The sequence below is a fragment of the Prochlorococcus sp. MIT 1318 genome (assembly GCF_047304505.1).
GTDB lineage: Bacteria > Cyanobacteriota > Cyanobacteriia > PCC-6307 > Cyanobiaceae > Prochlorococcus > Prochlorococcus marinus_D.
The window spans coordinates 29526-47113 of record NZ_CP138958.1; the positions used below are offsets into that span (position 1 = coordinate 29526).

Annotated in this window: 21 protein-coding genes and 1 tRNA gene; 14 read left to right on the top strand and 8 right to left on the bottom strand. The window is 48.7% G+C overall.

The genetic code is table 11. From position 1 onward, the window contains the following. The first annotated feature begins 3 nt into the window (after window positions 1-3). The 3 genes from SIB66_RS00175 (at window position 4) to SIB66_RS00185 (ending at window position 2424) form a co-directional block, all read left to right on the top strand. Window positions 4-1287 carry an FGGY-family carbohydrate kinase gene (locus tag SIB66_RS00175; protein WP_063407152.1) on the top strand — a complete coding sequence of 428 codons (1284 nt, stop codon included), beginning with the start codon at window positions 4-6 and terminating at the stop codon, window positions 1285-1287. Window positions 1288-1476: 189 nt separating this feature from the next. Further along, complete coding sequence (locus SIB66_RS00180; RefSeq protein ID WP_063407154.1) at window positions 1477-1752, top strand: DUF2470 domain-containing protein; 276 nt, start codon at window positions 1477-1479, stop codon at window positions 1750-1752. A 66-nt stretch (window positions 1753-1818) separates the two neighbouring features. Continuing rightward, window positions 1819-2424 (top strand): hypothetical protein, encoded by a 606-nt coding sequence (locus SIB66_RS00185; protein WP_413681333.1) that lies wholly within the window; start codon window positions 1819-1821, stop codon window positions 2422-2424. Here SIB66_RS00185 and SIB66_RS00190 read toward each other — a convergent pair. Then, complete coding sequence (locus SIB66_RS00190) at window positions 2416-2826, bottom strand: hypothetical protein (RefSeq protein ID WP_413681335.1); 411 nt, start codon at window positions 2824-2826, stop codon at window positions 2416-2418. The genes SIB66_RS00185 and SIB66_RS00190 overlap by 9 nt on opposite strands. 368 nt (window positions 2827-3194) lie before the next feature. Between SIB66_RS00190 and SIB66_RS00195 the strand changes: the two genes are divergently transcribed. After that, window positions 3195-3267, top strand: a tRNA-Phe gene (locus SIB66_RS00195). Between the two features lie 273 nt (window positions 3268-3540). Here SIB66_RS00195 and SIB66_RS00200 read toward each other — a convergent pair. Then, the gene (locus SIB66_RS00200; RefSeq protein WP_236070348.1) at window positions 3541-3999 is read right to left on the bottom strand and encodes a hypothetical protein; all 459 of its coding nucleotides are present in this window, start codon (window positions 3997-3999) and stop codon (window positions 3541-3543) included. Between the two features lie 527 nt (window positions 4000-4526). Here SIB66_RS00200 and SIB66_RS00205 point away from each other — a divergent pair. From SIB66_RS00205 to SIB66_RS00215, 3 genes are read left to right on the top strand one after another with little or no spacing between them, the layout of a single operon-like run. Then, window positions 4527-4715 (top strand): hypothetical protein, encoded by a 189-nt coding sequence (locus tag SIB66_RS00205; RefSeq protein WP_063421950.1) that lies wholly within the window; start codon window positions 4527-4529, stop codon window positions 4713-4715. After that, complete coding sequence (locus tag SIB66_RS00210; protein ID WP_063407161.1) at window positions 4705-5238, top strand: phycobiliprotein lyase; 534 nt, start codon at window positions 4705-4707, stop codon at window positions 5236-5238. Before SIB66_RS00205 ends, SIB66_RS00210 begins: the two co-directional genes overlap by 11 nt. Before the next feature lie 17 nt (window positions 5239-5255). Then, complete coding sequence (locus tag SIB66_RS00215; RefSeq protein ID WP_063407163.1) at window positions 5256-5870, top strand: chromophore lyase CpcT/CpeT; 615 nt, start codon at window positions 5256-5258, stop codon at window positions 5868-5870. 317 nt (window positions 5871-6187) lie between these two features. On the opposite strand, the gene SIB66_RS00220 is transcribed toward SIB66_RS00215, so the two are convergent. Next, window positions 6188-7537: a HEAT repeat domain-containing protein gene (locus tag SIB66_RS00220; RefSeq protein ID WP_063421948.1), complete on the bottom strand. Its 1350-nt coding sequence runs from the start codon at window positions 7535-7537 to the stop codon at window positions 6188-6190. A 418-nt stretch (window positions 7538-7955) separates the two neighbouring features. Beyond that, window positions 7956-8195, bottom strand: coding sequence for a hypothetical protein (locus SIB66_RS00225; protein WP_063421945.1), 240 nt, complete (start codon window positions 8193-8195; stop codon window positions 7956-7958). A gap of 1095 nt (window positions 8196-9290) precedes the next feature. Between SIB66_RS00225 and SIB66_RS00230 the strand changes: the two genes are divergently transcribed. Beyond that, entirely contained in the window at window positions 9291-10238 is a 948-nt protein-coding gene (locus SIB66_RS00230) for a HEAT repeat domain-containing protein (protein ID WP_063407169.1), read from the top strand. A 3-nt stretch (window positions 10239-10241) separates the two neighbouring features. Here SIB66_RS00230 and SIB66_RS00235 read toward each other — a convergent pair whose 3' ends face one another. From SIB66_RS00235 to SIB66_RS00245, 3 genes are all read right to left on the bottom strand, one after another. After that, the gene (locus SIB66_RS00235; RefSeq protein WP_413681338.1) at window positions 10242-10754 is read right to left on the bottom strand and encodes a HEAT repeat domain-containing protein; all 513 of its coding nucleotides are present in this window, start codon (window positions 10752-10754) and stop codon (window positions 10242-10244) included. 292 nt (window positions 10755-11046) lie between these two features. Beyond that, window positions 11047-11514 carry a bleomycin hydrolase gene (locus SIB66_RS00240; RefSeq protein WP_063407173.1) on the bottom strand — a complete coding sequence of 156 codons (468 nt, stop codon included), beginning with the start codon at window positions 11512-11514 and terminating at the stop codon, window positions 11047-11049. 56 nt (window positions 11515-11570) lie between these two features. Further along, window positions 11571-12116 (bottom strand): bleomycin hydrolase, encoded by a 546-nt coding sequence (locus SIB66_RS00245; protein WP_011826841.1) that lies wholly within the window; start codon window positions 12114-12116, stop codon window positions 11571-11573. A gap of 152 nt (window positions 12117-12268) precedes the next feature. Here SIB66_RS00245 and SIB66_RS00250 point away from each other — a divergent pair, with 152 nt between their 5' ends. From SIB66_RS00250 to SIB66_RS00275, 6 genes are all read left to right on the top strand, one after another. Further along, on the top strand, window positions 12269-12403 hold the full coding sequence (locus SIB66_RS00250; RefSeq protein WP_268873689.1) for a hypothetical protein: 135 nt from the start codon (window positions 12269-12271) through the stop codon (window positions 12401-12403). A gap of 192 nt (window positions 12404-12595) precedes the next feature. Next, window positions 12596-12802, top strand: a complete 207-nt coding sequence (locus SIB66_RS00255) for a hypothetical protein (RefSeq protein ID WP_063407174.1) — start codon at window positions 12596-12598, stop codon at window positions 12800-12802. A gap of 112 nt (window positions 12803-12914) precedes the next feature. Further along, a complete protein-coding gene (locus SIB66_RS00260) occupies window positions 12915-13634 on the top strand; it encodes a heme oxygenase (biliverdin-producing) (protein WP_063407176.1) in 720 nt (239 codons plus the stop codon). A gap of 226 nt (window positions 13635-13860) precedes the next feature. Next, window positions 13861-14610 carry a 15,16-dihydrobiliverdin:ferredoxin oxidoreductase gene (locus tag SIB66_RS00265; protein WP_063407178.1) on the top strand — a complete coding sequence of 250 codons (750 nt, stop codon included), beginning with the start codon at window positions 13861-13863 and terminating at the stop codon, window positions 14608-14610. Next, the gene (locus tag SIB66_RS00270) at window positions 14607-15380 is read left to right on the top strand and encodes a phycoerythrobilin:ferredoxin oxidoreductase (protein ID WP_063407180.1); all 774 of its coding nucleotides are present in this window, start codon (window positions 14607-14609) and stop codon (window positions 15378-15380) included. Before SIB66_RS00265 ends, SIB66_RS00270 begins: the two co-directional genes overlap by 4 nt. A gap of 201 nt (window positions 15381-15581) precedes the next feature. After that, a complete protein-coding gene (locus SIB66_RS00275) occupies window positions 15582-16061 on the top strand; it encodes a low molecular weight protein-tyrosine-phosphatase (RefSeq protein WP_063407182.1) in 480 nt (159 codons plus the stop codon). Here SIB66_RS00275 and SIB66_RS00280 read toward each other — a convergent pair. After that, window positions 16045-17562, bottom strand: a complete 1518-nt coding sequence (locus SIB66_RS00280; RefSeq protein ID WP_236070350.1) for a bifunctional pantoate--beta-alanine ligase/(d)CMP kinase — start codon at window positions 17560-17562, stop codon at window positions 16045-16047. The two genes, SIB66_RS00275 and SIB66_RS00280, sit on opposite strands and share 17 nt — an antisense overlap. Window positions 17563-17588 lie beyond the last annotated feature (26 nt).

Consider the following 17588-nt stretch of genomic DNA (forward strand, 5'->3'; position numbering starts at 1 on the left):
CCCATGCCTAACTCGTCCCTGGCGCTCGGCATAGACCTTGGCACCAGCGGCGTAAGGCTTGCCGTGCTCAACGAGCACGGCAAGCTGATCCACACAAGCACAGCGGACTATCCAAAAGGGCTTGAGATTCCTGAAGACTGGAAAACCTGCTGCACAGAGCTGATTCGTGCTTTACCTAGCAGCCTGCGACAAAATCTGGGTGCAGTCGCTATCGATGGCACATCAGGAACACTGCTGGCCTGCGACCGCTCTGGCAAACCACTCGATACAGCCCTGCCATATCACCTGAGCTGCCCGGAACAAAGGCCAACACTCATCTCCCTTGTATCCCATAAAGAACCAGCCGCAAGTGTGAGCAGCAGCCTGGCAAGAGCTCTACGACTAATCAGCACACATGGCCCCTCTGTTCTGCTTCGCCATCAAGCGGACTGGATCAGCGGCTGGTTGCTAGACAATTGGTGCTGGGGAGAAGAAGGCAACAACCTGCGCTTGGGCTGGAATTTGATTAATCAGGCCTGGCCTACCAGCTTTGCCGAGACTGCCTGGCGGGCAGCACTTCCTGAGATCGTAAGCAGTGGCAAAGTTCTGGGTACGGTGGCACCTGAGCAGTCCCAAAGCCTTGGCCTACCGAAACAACTCCTCGTAGTAGCAGGGACCACCGACGCCAATGCTGCTGTTTTAACTGCCAATGCAGGGCCCGACGACGGCATTACCGTGCTGGGCAGCACTCTCGTGCTGAAACGTTTTACGGAAGGTCCAATCCGTGGTGCTGGCATCACCAACCATCGCGTTGGCGGACGATGGCTCTGCGGCGGAGCCTCCAATGCCGGGGGCAGCGTCCTTCGACAACTGTTCAGTGATACACAGCTCAAAGAGTTAAGCCGCCAGATCAATCCAGAGTTCAACAGTGATCTAATGCTGCGTCCTCTTCCCGGCCCCGGCGAACGCTTCCCAATTGACGACCCCACACTCGAACCACAGCTAACTCCACGACCTGTGAGCGATTCCCTCTACCTCCATGGCCTGCTAGAAGGCCTCGCACACATCGAATTGCAAGGATGGCAACGTCTCAAAGAACTTGGCGCACCCCCTCCCAAGCAAGTGATCAGCCTGGGAGGGGGTGCCCGCAATCCCCAATGGCGTCGATTAAGAGAACGGATCCTTGGCATACCCGTCAAGACTTGCACCAACCCACCAGCTGCCGGAGTCGCCCGTCTGGCCTGGCAAGCGATCTCTCCTCAACACAACTTGGTTAGTACCAAGCAAGAATCGGATCACCAGCTCTGAATGGTGCTAACCAAATGGCATAACCACATTTTGACTGGACTGTTTGTCATGAAGATAAGTTCAATGAGCTTCAATGTGATCGAACTAGAGAGACTTCCTTCTTGATCAGCGCTTTGACTAACTCCTAGTGGTAAGAGCTCACTTCAGGCTCTCCAATCTCTAGTCTCAAAATTTCCAACACCACTGCTGATGAGCTCCGATCCCCTCACCCCTGATGTCAGTGCACGCATCTGTCGCCACATGAATGACGACCATGCCGAAGCTGTTATGAATTATGCGCGGTACTACGGAGGAATTAAAGACCCCCAAACAGCCAAGATGATTTTAATTACCTCGGAAACGATGGAACTTGAAGTGGATGGGGATGCCTTAGAGATCAAGTTCGACCACACTCTCACCGATAGTGAAGATGCCCATCACACTCTGGTGGCCATGCTGAAAGCCATGCCTAAATCATCTGGCTGATATTGCCTCATAAGGGAACCCTGCCAAAAGAACGAGGGGAATCCTTGCTTCAGAAGCTGAACTGCATTGCTTTCATCCCTGATGCGAGCAGGTCATGCCCTGCTCATGCAACCCCAGTGCCCCATCTGCCGGGCAGCGATTACCTCAGATGCCGAGTGTTCCAAGCCTTGCCTGAACTGTTGCATGAAACTCGATCTACCAGCCGATGGCTTAAGAGGCTTCAGTCCCCTGAACTGGCGGGCACTGGGTTGGTACGAAGGTCATCTCCGCCGGCTGTTGTTGAGTCTGCGTCGCAATCGGAAGCTCTCAGCGATCCACGCCTTAGCAAAACTGCTGACCCCGCTCGTCCCCATCAACGCTGTGCTGGTCCCAATTCCGAGCTGGAAAAGCCTAAGCCGAGCAAATCCTGTACCCCAACTTCTGGCCAGTGGCTTATGCCGTCCCTGCCATGGCCTCTTACGCCGCCGCCATGCAACCGTGGGACAACACCATCTCGACAGACAGCTACACGCCAGCGAAATCAAATTCATTCATTCGAAGCTGTGCCAGGCCTTAGCAACAACGCAACTGACTGGTCCTTTCATCGGGTTTGGATTGTTGATGACATCCTCACCACTGGTGCCACAGCTCTGGCAGCCAAAAATTGCTTGCAGAATCTTGGCATTACTGTAGGTGGTGCGATCTGCCTGGCAAAAACCCCAAAACAAAAGAGCAAATACAAGCCCAAAACCATTCGCAATGGGTGAGTCTGGCCAACAGGGCGACTGCAAGTCCAGAGGCAATGTTTAGCTTTAGCCGAAAAGATGCATGGTCAAGAATTAGGCCACGAGTCAAAAGCGCAAACGCCGTCATAGATACCAACAGGGCATGGCCTTTACCTTCAATTGAAAAGCGCATAGGGCAGGGAATGCAGAAAGCCAACAGAGCGACAAGATCAACTGCTCGAACACGACACCGAGCCAAACCGGCAGCCTGAGTAACCATGAGAATTCCTCTAGCTAGATGGACCAACCAGTAGGAAACATGCAGGCTGATAGCGCTTTGTCCAACAGACTGCCCCCAGCCCCCGAGCATCAAGTCATAGAAGGGAGGGTGTGAGTCGGTTTTCTGCTAATCGAAGATGGAAAGAACTGCGAGCCAAAACGCCTGAATCACAATGCGCAGCTCATCACCGCAAAGACTAGAGCAATCGATCAGGCACAAGGCTTTGATGGCAAAAAACAAGCTCACCATCAACGCAGGAACGACAACGCCACTGCTGATCTACTGATGACCTTTGGACTGCCCACTGAAGCATCATGATCATCGCTGCCAAGACGCGATTGGGTTTACGCCACAGCAAGGTTGCCGACCCAGCGGCCTAAGGCAATGATTTCATCGCCAACCTGGCAAGGCTTTGCCTCACCCAGTGATTTAAGATTCCGAGGTCGCGAACGCGACGCGCCGGGATAGCTCAGTTGGTAGAGCAGGCGACTGAAAATCGCCGTGTCCCCAGTTCAAATCTGGGTCCTGGCATCAATTTAAGATGCCCATTGCCGTGTCTTTCTCTCCGTACAACGAAAAGAGCGACCGCCAGTTCAATAATGCAGACAATTTTGCGATGATATTTGATGAGGCCTGGAAGAACTATCAGTCTAAAGAAGGGAAGACTAAGCCTAGTCAGGAGACCAAACTAAATCTAGTCCTAGACACGATCAAGGACCACCCATTCCTATTGAGATCTCCATCCATTGCCAAAGAAGTGGCTCAATTTCGCATCCGACTTCTTGATCTGATCTAAAATATAGATTAGGCCAAAAGTAGATTTGTTTGCGCATCCTCCACGCATTGAGTATCGCCAACATCATCGTCAAAAGTCCCATCCCCATTCTCAAGACACTGATTAAAATTCCCCTCTGCCTGGAAATCCTCTGTCTTCAAATTAAAGGTTTGGTCTGATTCACTATTCTCAGGCTTAACCTCTTGGAGGGTCTGCCCTTCTGATGAAATAGCGTAAGAAGTACATCGGTCTGGATCAACATCTAAAAGCCCCTGTAGGTGCCTCACGCGCTCCTCACTATCAACAAGGAGCTTCTTAGTGGCTTCATGGCAGCCATCATCTTTCAAAAATTGACTACTCTCAAGTATCGCGACCCTTTCTTCAAGCTGAATCAGCCTCAAAATCAAGGCCTCACTCAACTGACTAAAACCATGCAGCTGCTTACTAAGCAACTTTTCAAAAGATGCCTGGTTTTCACTGACCATCATCAGTTATTTCCTTCCAGAAAGAATCTTGCCGATGGTATCGGTGCCAAGCTGCCTGTCCATCACAGAAGCTTCAACGAGGCAAAGTTGGTTTCATGACTCTTCTCCAATTTCTACCGCGAGACCAAGACAAGCTTGAGCAGATGAAGCAAGAAGCGATTGACTGGTGGAGTAATTTTCCAGAGATTAGATAGAGCTTGTTTTAGTTAGGGCAATCGCCTGGGTCAATGGCTGGGCAGAGAAAGCGAGCAAGATGGCCCGCAAGTATTTATACCTAAGTGACTCCTAATTGCTGTTCTCCTCTCGCCTACTAGCGACTGACAAGGATGAATCTATAGGTTGATGACCTTATATCCAAGCCAAAAAAATCATGAAGTCATGCAAACTGAAAACAATTAAAGATTTTAGCTTCCAGCTCACAGGAAGACACCTCTTGCTTGTTTATCATGGCCAAAGGGAGATGATTTCCCTGCAAACCATTGAGCTGTCGACAGGGCGACAAACTGAACTTTCCATCACCGAATTTCCCCATGCCTCTGTTTCGCCCCCCTTCAAGTGAACAACCGGGTGATCAATCTGCCCTAACCCCCTCAGGGAAAGAAATCCCCATGGCGATGTCGATGATGGTTGACTCCATGGTACGCATGATTCAAAAAGCCAGTGGCAATCTGCCAAGTGGTCAAAACGAAGACTCAAACGAATCTCTTGATGAACATTGAGCAGTTCGTTGCTCAAAGTGAAGGTACATGGCGGTCAATGCGAAGTAGCCATTCACTAGCCTTCCAACAATTTGAGGAAGTACTAAGCGAGATTCGCATCCAAAAGGTCAATAGCGAAGATCCGGAAGTTATCCAACTCCTCAAGTCCACGACAAGTCACAACAGCATGCCCGTATCGCCGTTCAAAATGGAATGGCAAGCTGAAAGTGACTGGGATCCAAATGTAAAGTCAGAGGTCACATCGGGCTCATGCCTTTTAATACCTATCCCAAAAACCCATGAGAAAGGGGTGATCTTAAGAAGTAGGGGCTATGCAGAAGCTGAAAAAGCTGTCTCAAATTATGAATTCCTATCAGACGGGACTTTCCTGCTGATGACCAAATATGGGCAATCTATTGCTGAGGAGAGAATCTGGTTTGTTTCCAAACACATTCGGTGCCGATCATCAGTTCTACGAACATCAGAAGGCTCAGGCGTCCTGCAAACATCTTTTGCCTCGGAAGTGCGCAGGCTAAAAAACTAAAGGATCAACAAAAAAAGATGCGTCAGAGTTCATTACTACGTTTCGCCAAAACATTAGCTGCTCACTACAGCAACAAGGAGCAAGCTCAGAAAAATCCAATCCACTTTGCCAGAATCAATATCTACTTTAGGCCACTATTATGGGATGTATTTAAAGGGCCTGGATATTATTCAGAGCAAAGTTATGACTATGATCCATGGCGTCCTTATCGTCAGGGCGTGCATAAATTACTAGCAAGCAAAGAAGCATTCATATTGGAGAATTATAGCTTGCAAGAGCCTAAGCGCTTGGCTGGCGCGGGGTTTTACCCTGAACTTCTCAATAACCTATGCACTGATACGCTCATTCCGCGACGGGGCTGCTCTATGCACTTCAAGGAAGTCAAACCAAACCAATATCGAGGACAAGTTGAACCTGGTAAAAACTGCCTAGTTCCTCGCAACAACACCATGACTTATCTGGTCAGCGAGGTGGAGTTTGATGAAAAAATTTGGATTAGTCGAGATCGCGGATTTGACCCCAAAACACATGAACAGCTCTGGGGCTCAAAGCACGGTCCACTTCACTTCCAACGTATTGACAATCTAGGCGATCATCTTAACGAAAGCTGGTTGCGCTCTGCCTCACACTGAATTAACACATCAAAGAAAATAGTGATGTGTCGCAAGACTGAAACAACAAGAGGCAGAAATACCATGACAGTTCAATGCATCTATTCACTGTCCCATGCACTCAAATCCTGCTTTCCAGGCCCACTAAGCCATTGCCGTTTTTTACCTGGAAAAAGCCAGGGCCTTTCGAACACTTAGAGATAAAGACATGAAGGAATTAATAGGCTCAATATCTTGATAGTTGAACAGTAAAACAATAATAAATAAAGCACTAAATCTATAATCAATACTACTATCCAAGATTCACGAGCAAGGCGAATCTGCAAAGAAGAATACCCTTACCTTACAGGAGGAGGAAGCCCGATACGGTTCATCTCAAGACTGTTAACCTTAGCTCGAACAAAGCGATGTGGGTCCTCCTTATTTCTAGCCACATTCTCTACCAATGCGCCCCATTCTTCTACATGAAGCAAAGGCTCAATAGCCAATAATGCTGCATATCGACAGGCCCAGTAAGGAGACTTCTCTGGGTTCAGCCATTGAGACAAATGAGCACAACCAATCTCGGGGCTATATTGCATCAGCGTAAGGATGGAAGCTGGTTTGAATTTAATAAAATCAGGCCAACGCCGATCAAGTGCAGAGAAGCATAAATCCTGAATTTTCTGTTGTGCTGTTTCCGGCCAATCGGTCATACATCTAAAAAGAACCATAAAGAAATAGAGCGCGCCATAATCCTTCTTTGCTCGTTCCCAGCATTTCAACAACAAAGGCCAAAGCTCTGTTGGATTGCGACTACGCAAGGTCTGAACAGCAAGATAACAGCGACTGAAATCAGTCGCGAATAGTTCCTCAATCAGGAAGGCATCTTTAGGGAATTCATCATAATGATGCACGAGATCAATATCATCTGGGTCATCAAGCATCAGCCCATCCAAAACAACCAGCAAATCAAGGCCATTCTTCTTTACCACCTCTTCAGGCCAAAGAGCATTCAAGGCCCGCATGCGAAAGGTCGGAGATACAGGTGCCCTTAACGTGGCCTTAAGTAAATCAAATTCACCTGCATCGATAACATCCTGAATTGCAAGATGCCGATCCATCTGAACAGGAAGGACCAGATGCAACTCCAGCTCCAGCAATCGATCTCTTTTGCCGCAAAGCCTAAACATTGCAGCAAGAGCAGCACCACGAACCCCAGGGTTGGCATCATCCTGCAAAGACTCAATTCTTGGTGCCGCTGAAACGACCCCAAGGCAAGCCAGGCTCTGAATCAACACGCGCCGATGCTGCTTGGGATCATCTAGCAAAGACATCATGACTTGATGTAGATCAGGGTCCTGACAATCCAACTCTTGAAGGGCCCAAGCAGAAATCTCAACCAAATTTGGATCAGTGCTTGTGAGGCAGCGACCAATGGCAGGAATTGCAGCGGTACATCGAAGACGAGCCAAGCCCTCAACGGCCTTTTTACGGGCAATCACAACAGGAAGTTCAGAGGACTCTGACTCAATCAGGCGCAACAAAGCCCGTTCAGTCATGGGTCCAGGGAATTTGCTTAGGTGAAAGGCTGCTTTGTAGTAATCACTGGCCAACTCCAACTTATTGATAGGCGTACAAAGAATCTTGAGAGCCTCTTCCTGGCTGAGAGATGGAAGATGATCGAATGGGCTCTTCAGCTCTTTCACTAGATCAGAATATGAACGAGGAACAAGGCCGAAAGGTTGACCAAGTCATTACTCTGGAACACTGCATTCATATATCAGTCATCTTTTAAGAAGTAGTAGGCAATCTTGAACTCTGCTGTTTTGCGAAAGGGGCTGGTCTCATGTTAGAGGCATGCCTCCTGGAGGAAGCTGGAATAGCAAAGTATCGCTACAACTGATCATGAGTTAGAGGGTCAACAGAGGTAACACTCACTGAAATATCTAATAGCAAAATTGATCCTTATCATCTTGCCAAGACCCTCAAAAACCTCTCAATCAATCATTCTCTCCCATAGCAAATAGCCTCAGTGTTGACGACGGAATGACTCTTTACAATTTACAGGCCAGTAAAATATCTGCCCCAATGCAGAATGGGAAAACACTAGCCAGATTTCAGCAATCACAATGTGATACATGCTTCGAGCGAAGATGCATTCATTAAAGAGTTGGGAAAATCATAATACAATACATAGGTGAATCCATGAGTTGATATTGCCAGCTGTTCAGGGGCTGGAGCTTCTGTTTCCACTAGAACGATAGCTTCAATAATGATTGACTGATTCAGCCAGAAAAGTTTACTTCTATCTCTTGCAACCAATGCAGCAAAATAGAAAATAACAAAGAATGGCCAGGACTCCACGAATAGCCGCTAAAAGAATCATTAACCAAAGAGCAAAACAGTAAGCTTAAAGCCACGGCGGCAGGAAATATATGTGCCAATTTAGGCCGCAAAGTATTGTCAACTTTTCCATACCTTGTCGACAAAAAATCTACCATCATTTACTTAATGAAAATGCCGCGCTGTTGCCTGACCAATTGACCTCACTTATGAATAGCTCACGTAGATCAGCATCAAACAAAGAGGCTATTTCTGCCTCCGTACTACAACCTGTAGCTTTTGATTCATCCATATGAGTCATATTGATCAACAATAAAACATGTTTTCAGATAGAAAAGCTGTGGGAATAAGCAAGGGATTCCATTCTATGGAAATAGAACGCAGGGCTAAAACTCTTAGGACATTGACTGATATACATTCTGGGAAGGAGTCGAGACTTGCGCAAGCATTGGTAATAGCCTTAAAAACAAAACCAACTTTCAACCATCCAACAAGAGGACTGGAGTGCATAAATAATCAATTTTGACTCTAAACAATCAAGCTTCACTGAACAGCTTATCGTCGCTTTACTGACCACTATTACATCGACAAGTCAATCACCCAAAAAAAAAGAACCTCTAATGGCTCAGATCAATGAAATTAAAAACCCTTTTAGATTCTATCACCATCCCAAGGCTGTTCTAGTTAATAGCAATTATCAAGCTCTTGGAAGCTACAATCTCCAGCACAGCCAAACTTAACTGCTCAGGAATCAAAGCAAACACAATCCTAGGATCCTTTCAAGATCCAAAAAATAACACAATGACTCTGACCATGCCTTTAACAAAGGCATGGCAGCCAACCTTAACAAAGCAATCCTGATGGCAAGGGGGTTGACTAACTTCAACACTAAAGAAACACGGCGAAAATTTTCGGCCAAGACCCTCTCTAGAACAATTCCAAGAGAGTGAAGGCACAATTTATAATTAAAGCAAAAACCTTGCACGTTTTACAAACGTCATCATGGGAATGTTGTTATCATCTTTCCGTTCTATCAGGCAGATTTGCATAAAGCCTGAACCATAAAAAAAGTGGATCTCTCGACTCTAGTGATTACCTTGCTCACATCGATAATGCATGCATTCTCTTCTCAAGTCGACAACATTGACACAGAACCAACCCTTCAGCATCAATACTGACGAGTCGTTGCTAAATGAAGACGAAGCCGCTGAACTGGCCGATGAATTAAAGGCTCTGCTCAGACGTGGAGACACGCCGAAAGCCGATGCAGAGCAAATTCAGCGAATGGTGTCTGGTCTTGGCGATCATCGAGGATTGCTTCGACGTACCTTTGCAGAAAGTCTTGGCGTCGTAGGCAAGGCCGCGGCGCCAGCACTTTGTGTGGCCCTACACAAGCATTCCAGTGCCACGGTGAGGCGCGCCGCCGCAAAGACCCTCAAACTGGTGGGCGATCCAAGTACCTTGCCAAATCTCCTCGAAGCCCTTCTCAACGATCCAGACCCTGTCGTTCAGGGATCAGCGGCAGGAGCCATGGCGATTTTTGGTGCCGATGCAATAGAGCTCCTGCTAGAGGTGCTCATGAATCCCAACAGCACAGCAATGCAATGTGGATTCGCTAGCTGGGGGCTGGCCTTTGTGGGAGCTCAAGCACCTGATGCTCTTCGCAATGCAGCCCAATCCGACCATGCAGAAATTAGAGCGGCAGCCATCGCCGGCCTGGGAGAGCAAATACAAGCCTTGGGTGATACGGATGCTCGAGAGCTTCTCCTAGGAGCTTTAGTTGACCCTGCCAGCGATGTGCGTGCTGAAGCAACCATATTGCTTGGCAAGCTACACGAACCATCCTGGGCACAGCCAATGTTATTAGCCAGGCTCGATGATTTACACCCTCAAGTCCGAAAGAATGCAGCCTTGTCTCTAATGAAACTGAAGGCAACGGAAACACTCAATGAACTGCTTGCAAGAAAGTCTACAGAACAAGATGAAAGCGTCAATAGGGTTTTGCAGCTCGCAATTGATCAGCTTTTGAACGAAGATCTAAAGAAACATAATGATGAAAGCTAGTCATTATTGAGTACTGGGCTTGCCTGCATTACGTTGCTCCAATGTATTGAGAGCATCAATCACGCTCCCTCCCAACAAATCATCAATTAAATCCTCCGCCTGAAGCTCTTTCAAGCAAGCTTCAGCTGCAGGATCATCAACTTCCCCAAGAGCAGTTACTGCAATAGCAGCCAGCAGGATATTCTTACTTTTGCAACTCTTTAGAAGAAGCGGAAGCCCCTGCTTGCCGAGAAGAGATAGAAGCGGAACCACTGTAAGTATCAACTCAGGGATATCATCCTGTAGAGCCAATTCGACAACCTCCATGGCCTCTTTTGGGAAGGCTTCGCCAGGGAAATTAGCTGCCACTTGCACAAAAGCCTTGAGACAACTTGTGCGAACTATTCTATTCTCATTGGCATGAAATATCTGCGCCAAAGGGAGCAAGGAGCGTCTACCAAATACACCAAGGGCTTTTACAGATGCTCTTCTAAGTTCAATATCCGTCTGATCCAGATTGGCCAGCAGTCTAGGCATTGACTCCTCAGGCCAGTGGCGAGACATTTTCAAATAAGCTTCTTCTTTGATTTGTGGATTTGGATGAGCAAAGTCATCAAATAAATCCTCAAGATCAGGCTTACAGTTTTCATCCTTGCTCATGTATGTAGGCTTAGCACATCTCAAGTCACTAGCTATAAGAGTAATTCAGAAGAGCTTGGTGGAGATCTTTAAATCAAATAGATTCCCAATGCTTTTACAGACAAGGCCAACCAAGCTAAAAAACAAGCTGCACAGACCTTGAGAGGTAGCCATCTAAAGGCATTGAGGTTCAGGAGAGAGCATTAATCAGGTAGTTAAGAAGGTCCTTAAACTCGTTGGCAGCTTGCTGATCCATATCACGAGGAACACATACACGCTCACGGATGTAGCTAAAGGCCTCGATGTAAGCAGAAGTAGGGATACCGAGTGTGCGAAACACCTCTCGAACACCGGCAATACCCCACTCATCAAGAGGGCCAGTGCTACCTGCTATCAAGCAATAGTTAATCAGGCGCAAGTAATGGTTGATGTCTCTTGCACACTTGTCCCTAGTTGCAAGGTCATACTTACCATCTCTGTAAACAGCTTTAAGTGCATCAGCAGTCACATTGTCTATGCCAGAAGCCAGCTTCTCAGCAGCTTCCATGCGGGCAGCCGCACGATCGAAAGATGCCTTGACAGCTTTAAGGTCACTTATGTCAGGGAAACGACCTGCTGCATCTGCTGCAGTGATCACTGTTGTGACAGCAGATTTCATCGTGTGATTCCTTTTATGGAAGTTTGATAATTAACTTGAAGAAGATTACGAATGATTCAGCTCAGGGAGCTGATCACACGATCAAAATAGGAAGCAGCTTCTGCAGCAATGCCCTGGCAGTCAGAACCCTTACCAGAGATGCCCTGGAAAGCAGAGGGACCAGAATTTGTATCCGTAATGATAGCGACAGTAGCGGCCTTCATGATCTCAACAGCACGTACTGCATTCTTAATAGGCACGCCCAGAGCGTCGTAGGTCTCTTTGAGACCATTGAGGCAACGATCATCCAGAACAGATGCATCCCCTGCCAAGAGGGCGTAACTGACATAGCGGAGGATGATCTCTCCATCGCGCAAGCATGCAGCCATGCGGCGAGTGGGGTAGCAGTTACCGCCAGGCTGGGTCATGCCTGTGTTCTCGCAAACCATGCCGCTCACTGCATCCGCTGCAATACAAGAAATGTGTTGCGCGATTGCATTGGTTGCATCGATTCGAATGTTGGCATCCGCAACGTGCTGACGAAGAGAAGCCAAATCGGCACTGCCGAGGCAAGCCCCTTTGGCATCAGCACCAACTACAGCGCGAGAGAATGCGTCAAGCATTGGCAAGCCGGACAGGACTGGGGGTTAGGGAGCTTCTGAACCATTAAGGGAAGTCTCCAAAAGCGAGATGGACATTACCACTTGCATATAAACCTCTTAATGCGGATGACGCCTTAAGAAGCCTGCATTAAAGCGGCAGGACCTTTGCGCTAATGGGTTTTACCCCCCTTGATTGGGCTGAAGACGAACGCAATCGTAAGCCTCTATACCGAAACCCAGCCAATCAGCAAGCAATCACGCAACGGTTCGTCACTGAAGCATCCACGCAACCAAGACACACTGCTTGATCAAACTTTTGGGCTTCGGCACTCCAACAGACTCCAAACCAACAAGAGTAGAAGCAAGCCATGCAAGGCTTCATTGAGTTGCCTTGATCATTGCTCGAAAGGCTCGATATTGAACTCCTCTAAAGGGGTTCTCTTGCTTGAAATGATGATTAAATATTCAAGTGTAGGCTTAAAGATGAGGGATTAGAACCAATGCCTGAAGCCACACGAGAAGAGCTACAGGAAACCATTGGGGATCTAAACGCCTATCGCAAGCGATTACGAAATGAAATTATCTCGATTGGGCAAAAGCTAAGGATGCCTCAAAAAAAGATCGACGCCTCATTAGCCGAACATACCGAATTGCAGCGAATCGACTTGATTCTCACTGAGCTCGTCGCACAGCTTGATCAGAATTAATCCAGCCTCATTGCCGTTGCATCCTGTTCAAGCGCGAATCCTTCTTTTAAGGTCTTCCTGAAACTGCCATTTAGCCTCCTAGGGTCAATCAAGACATTCGACTTCAAGCACCTTGGCGGTAGCCCTTGCGAGCCAATTGAGAGAAGGCACCAAGGCCGCCCACACGATGGCCGAGAACACTGGTTTCGTGAGCTGTTTCCTTAAAGGGGTGGTTGATCAGTCCAGTTATCGCATGCTGGTGGCTGATCTCTATTTCGTCTACTCCGCACTGGAAGCAGAAATCGGCAAGCTGCGTGAGCAAAAGCATCCGGTGGTGGCACCTATTGGCTTCCCCGAGCTCAATCGCTGCGAGGCCTTAGAACAAGATTTGATTTTTTATTTCGGCAGCGACTGGCGCAATCTGGCCAAGGCGACGCTGGCGGCTCAGGAGTATGTGGCCCGTATTCATAAGTTGGCGCAGGCGTCGCCTGAGTTACTAGTGGCTCATCACTACACCCGCTATCTAGGGGACCTTTCAGGCGGTCAGATTCTCAAGACCATTGCCCAGAAGGCCATGAAGCTAGGGGGCAATGACGGCGTGCGTTTTTATATCTTTAATGACATTGAAGACACCAAAGCTTTCAAGACTCTATACAGCGCCACCCTTGATAGCCTGCCGATCAATCAGCAGACCGCCGAACGCATGGTCGAGGAGGCAAATATGGCCTTTCACTGCAATATGGCCATGTTCAAGGAGTTAGAAGGCAACCTAGTGGCTGCAATTGGAAAGGTCCTGTTTGGATTCCTCACGAGCCGCCAACGAGGCGGCAGCACTGAGGATGCGGTGGCCTAAGAGGAAAGCAAGAGGTTGGCGGAAAATTAACACCTTCAACTGTTCAACACTTTCAACCTGGCTGAGGATGAAATGCTTGCGATCACCAGTCCCTATCAGTCCACTCTTGAGATCGAACGATCTAGGCATGTGATTGGCCTATTCATCAAACATGCCATGAAGCATCAAACCACTGATCTTGAGAAAATCTTCAACTCAGACCAAAGAAGTGAGGGATTACATTTAGATGTTTGACCCATTACTTGAGAAACTGCACTCCAGCATCCAAATACAAGGCGGAGAGACTGCAGCAGTTCCTGATGGTCTTAGGGAATGTCGAAACGAGAAAAAAAACAGCTTGATTCGAAGTTGGCTTTGGCAAGTACCAGGGTTCCGTCGCTGGAGGGTCTCGCGACTCGATGCCGGGGAAAGCCTTCAGGTCCTCAACTCAGTGGCCTATCCGGACTACAACATTGATCAGCCATTGATGGGATTGGACCTGTTGTGGTTTGAGAAAAGACAAAAGCTAGTAGCGATCCTTGACTTCCAACCCCTCATTCAAGATCAGTCCTACTTAGAGCGCCACTTCCAGGGACTCAAAGCCCTCCAAAATCAATTCCCTGAACTGAATGGAGAAGAGACGATGCGATTATTCGATCCCAATCAATACTTCTCCCCCTGGTTGCTTTTCTGCAGAGGCGGCACCGAAAAAGCCACCAATGTCTTACCTGAAGCGTTCAATGCTTTCCTGCACTGTTACTGGGAGCTTCACCAACAAAACAGCAATAAAGTCTCCCTAATACCGGCGGCCGAAGTCAAACAACTACAGATCGCTTATGACATTTACAGCGCTGAGCGGGATCCAGCCCACGGCTTGTTTACAAGTCATTTCGGCAAGGCATGGTCTGATCGCTTTCTACACGAATTCCTATTTCCTGCCAGCACTAAAGCGGATTCATCTCCGCCGGCAGACGCAGACTATGACCTACCTCGATGAAACCCTTACGCCTAAGCAGCCTTGATCCAGTCAGGATGCCCGAATGGCGATGGGCGCCGTTCCTCAGCCATGCCATCAACGCTTTAATACCACTGAAGCCTGAGCCATACCCAGTAGCTCCAGAGTTCCTGCAAAGAGAAGGGGAAACAGGCTCCAAATCTCAACCCATCAGAGTGACAACATGCACCTGGGCTTGCAGAACCAAAAAGTTCAGACAGGTGCGAGCCGCGTGCGTGGAGGCCGGCAGTTCAGCCTCGGTCTTGAATTTCGTGATAAGCCCTTATCACACCTTCGATCTTCCCTTCTTCGGTGCAGACTTAGTAACACTTCCATCTGGGCATCTTTTAGCACTGGACTTACAGCCAGCAATCACAAGTGACGAACGTCATACCAAACAAGTCTGGGAACGACTGATGCCAATCTTTGAACACTGGAGAGTTCGCCTCCCTGAGGGAGGGCCGATACCAGAAGAAGCTAAACCTTACTTTTCACCAGGATTTCTCTGGACTCGCCTACACCTGGGTAGTGAAGGAAACCAGCTGATCGATGAAATCATCATGCCAGCATTTAGAGACTACTTAAACCTTTACTTAGATCTTGTCGAAATGGCAGAGGAGGTCTCCCCTCAACGTGCCTTCAAGCTGCTGGAAGGTCAGAAACGATACTTGAGCTACAGAGCGAAAAAGGATCCAGCAAGAGCCATGTTGGCCCGCTTCCATGGTCAACAATGGACCGAGGCTTATATCCATAACGTTCTTTTTGACCTCTAAGATCACTCTGACCAAGACCCTACAAAGTCTCAGATGAACTCATTGAAAAACGAGATTCTTTTGTGCATTGTTAACTTCAACTCAACAAACCTGAGCCAAGGCAAGCCATCAATAGACTTAAAGATCCTTGCAAGTGCAATCAAAGATGCCTCAGTGGTATGCAAAGCGATTCAAGCTCATCCTGCAACGCTTGGAGTCTGAATGAATCATCGGCTGCTGTTCGTTTGCCTCGGCAACATCTGTCGCTCCCCCGCTGCAGAAGGGGTTTTCCTGCATCAACTAAAAAGCCAAGGCATGGAACAGCACTTCGTGGTGGATTCCGCCGGCACCGGTGGATGGCACGTTGGCAGACCAGCGGATTCGCGCATGCGTAGTGCTGCCCAGCAGCGAGGGATCCTTCTACCCAGCCGAGCGCGACAGATCACCCTGGAGGATCTAAAGACTTTTGACCTAATCCTCACCATGGACGCAGAAAATCTGGCGACTGTTCAGAGCCTCGCCACTGAAGTCGGCCCTATGGCAACTGCCAGGATCGAGCCCATGCTCAGCTATGCGACCAAAACATCACTTGAAGAGGTGCCAGACCCTTATTACGGAGGAGATGCAGGCTTCGAGAAAGTACTCGATCTGCTTGAAGACGCCTGTGAAGGCCTGCTAATTGAACTCAGCTCCCAGCAGTAGGCCAAACCTCCTCGGGAACCTGCACTCGAAACAGATCGATCAAAGTCTCAATCACCTCCTCAATCGTCATGCCGTCACTAATCAACTCAGTGGCATCTTCAGCTTGGCGCAAAGGAGCAACTTCGCGGGTGCTATCCATTCGATCACGTTCCTCGATTTGTGTTTCCAACTCAGCCAGATCAGGAACCGGGAAACCACGATTGTCCAGGTCCAGAGCGCGACGCCTGGCACGTTCAGCCGGGCTGGCGGTGAGGAACACCTTCAACTCTGCATCTGGGAAAACGGCCGTACCAATATCCCGTCCTTCAGCAACCAACCCGCCTCGTACACCCATCCTCTTTTGCTGAGCCGTCAAAGCCTTACGAACACAGCCGTGAGCAGCAACCACTGAAACCGAGGACGTCACTTCCGGCGATCTGATCGCCTCTGTTACGTCATGACCATTGATCCGAACCTTCTGTGCTCCTGATTGAGATGGCTCAAGCTCAAGCTCAAGATTCTCAAGGATGGTTTTGACTGCTACAGGGTCGTGCGGATCAACATCATGTTGCTGGGTCAACCAAGTGACAGCCCGATACATGGCCCCCGTATCGAGGTAGAGCAGGCCAAGCCGTTCAGCAAAGGCTCTTGTCACGGTGCTTTTACCAGCACCGGCAGGCCCATCTATAGCAACAATTGGCTGACGAGACATCAGAAAAGTGTGATCGATGAGACGAGTCTCCCCGCAACGCACAGCTGCCGCCAGAAGGCAAAGCTTGCGGCCAGCATGCAAAGGCTGCAGGTTAAATGCATCTACCGTTTCTACATACTCAACCTCCAAGCCAAGTTGCTCCCATGCGCACCGGAGCCCTGCAAGATCAACTGCTCGTCCATCCTGAGACTCCCGAGCAGCTCGAGCAAGTAGCTGAGGCAAGGCCAACGCCTGCTGGCGCTGTTTAGTCCTGATGTAACGATTACGGGAACTACAAGCCAAGCCATCGTCATCGCGCACCGTGGCGACCCCATGCACCCGCACCGGCAAACCCAACTGGGCAACCAAATGGCGCAGGATCACCAATTGCTGCCAATCCTTTTCGCCAAGCACAAGCACCTCTGGCCGAACTAGAGCCAAAAGGCGAGCCACCACCGTGACCACACCATCAAAGTGACCGGGCCTACTCGCCCCACACAAATGTGCCTGAAGATAAGAAGGAACCTGAATCCTGAACTGGGAAGAAGCCCCCCCAGGAAAAACCTGATCTACTGAAGGAGCCCAGAGTGCAGAAGCACCTGATCTTGATGCCAACTCACAATCGGCCTCAAGATCACGAGGATAACTATCGAAATCCTCGGCAGGGCCAAACTGCAAAGGATTCACGAAAACACTCACCAACACAGCGGCTGGTTGAAGCCTGCCAAATCCTTGAACTGACTTGATCAGCTGGCCATGACCGCGGTGCAAACCGCCCATGGTGGGAACGAAATGAACCGAAGACTGCTGATGCTTACGCCATTGATGCAACTCAGCCGTTGAACTGAGAACAGAAA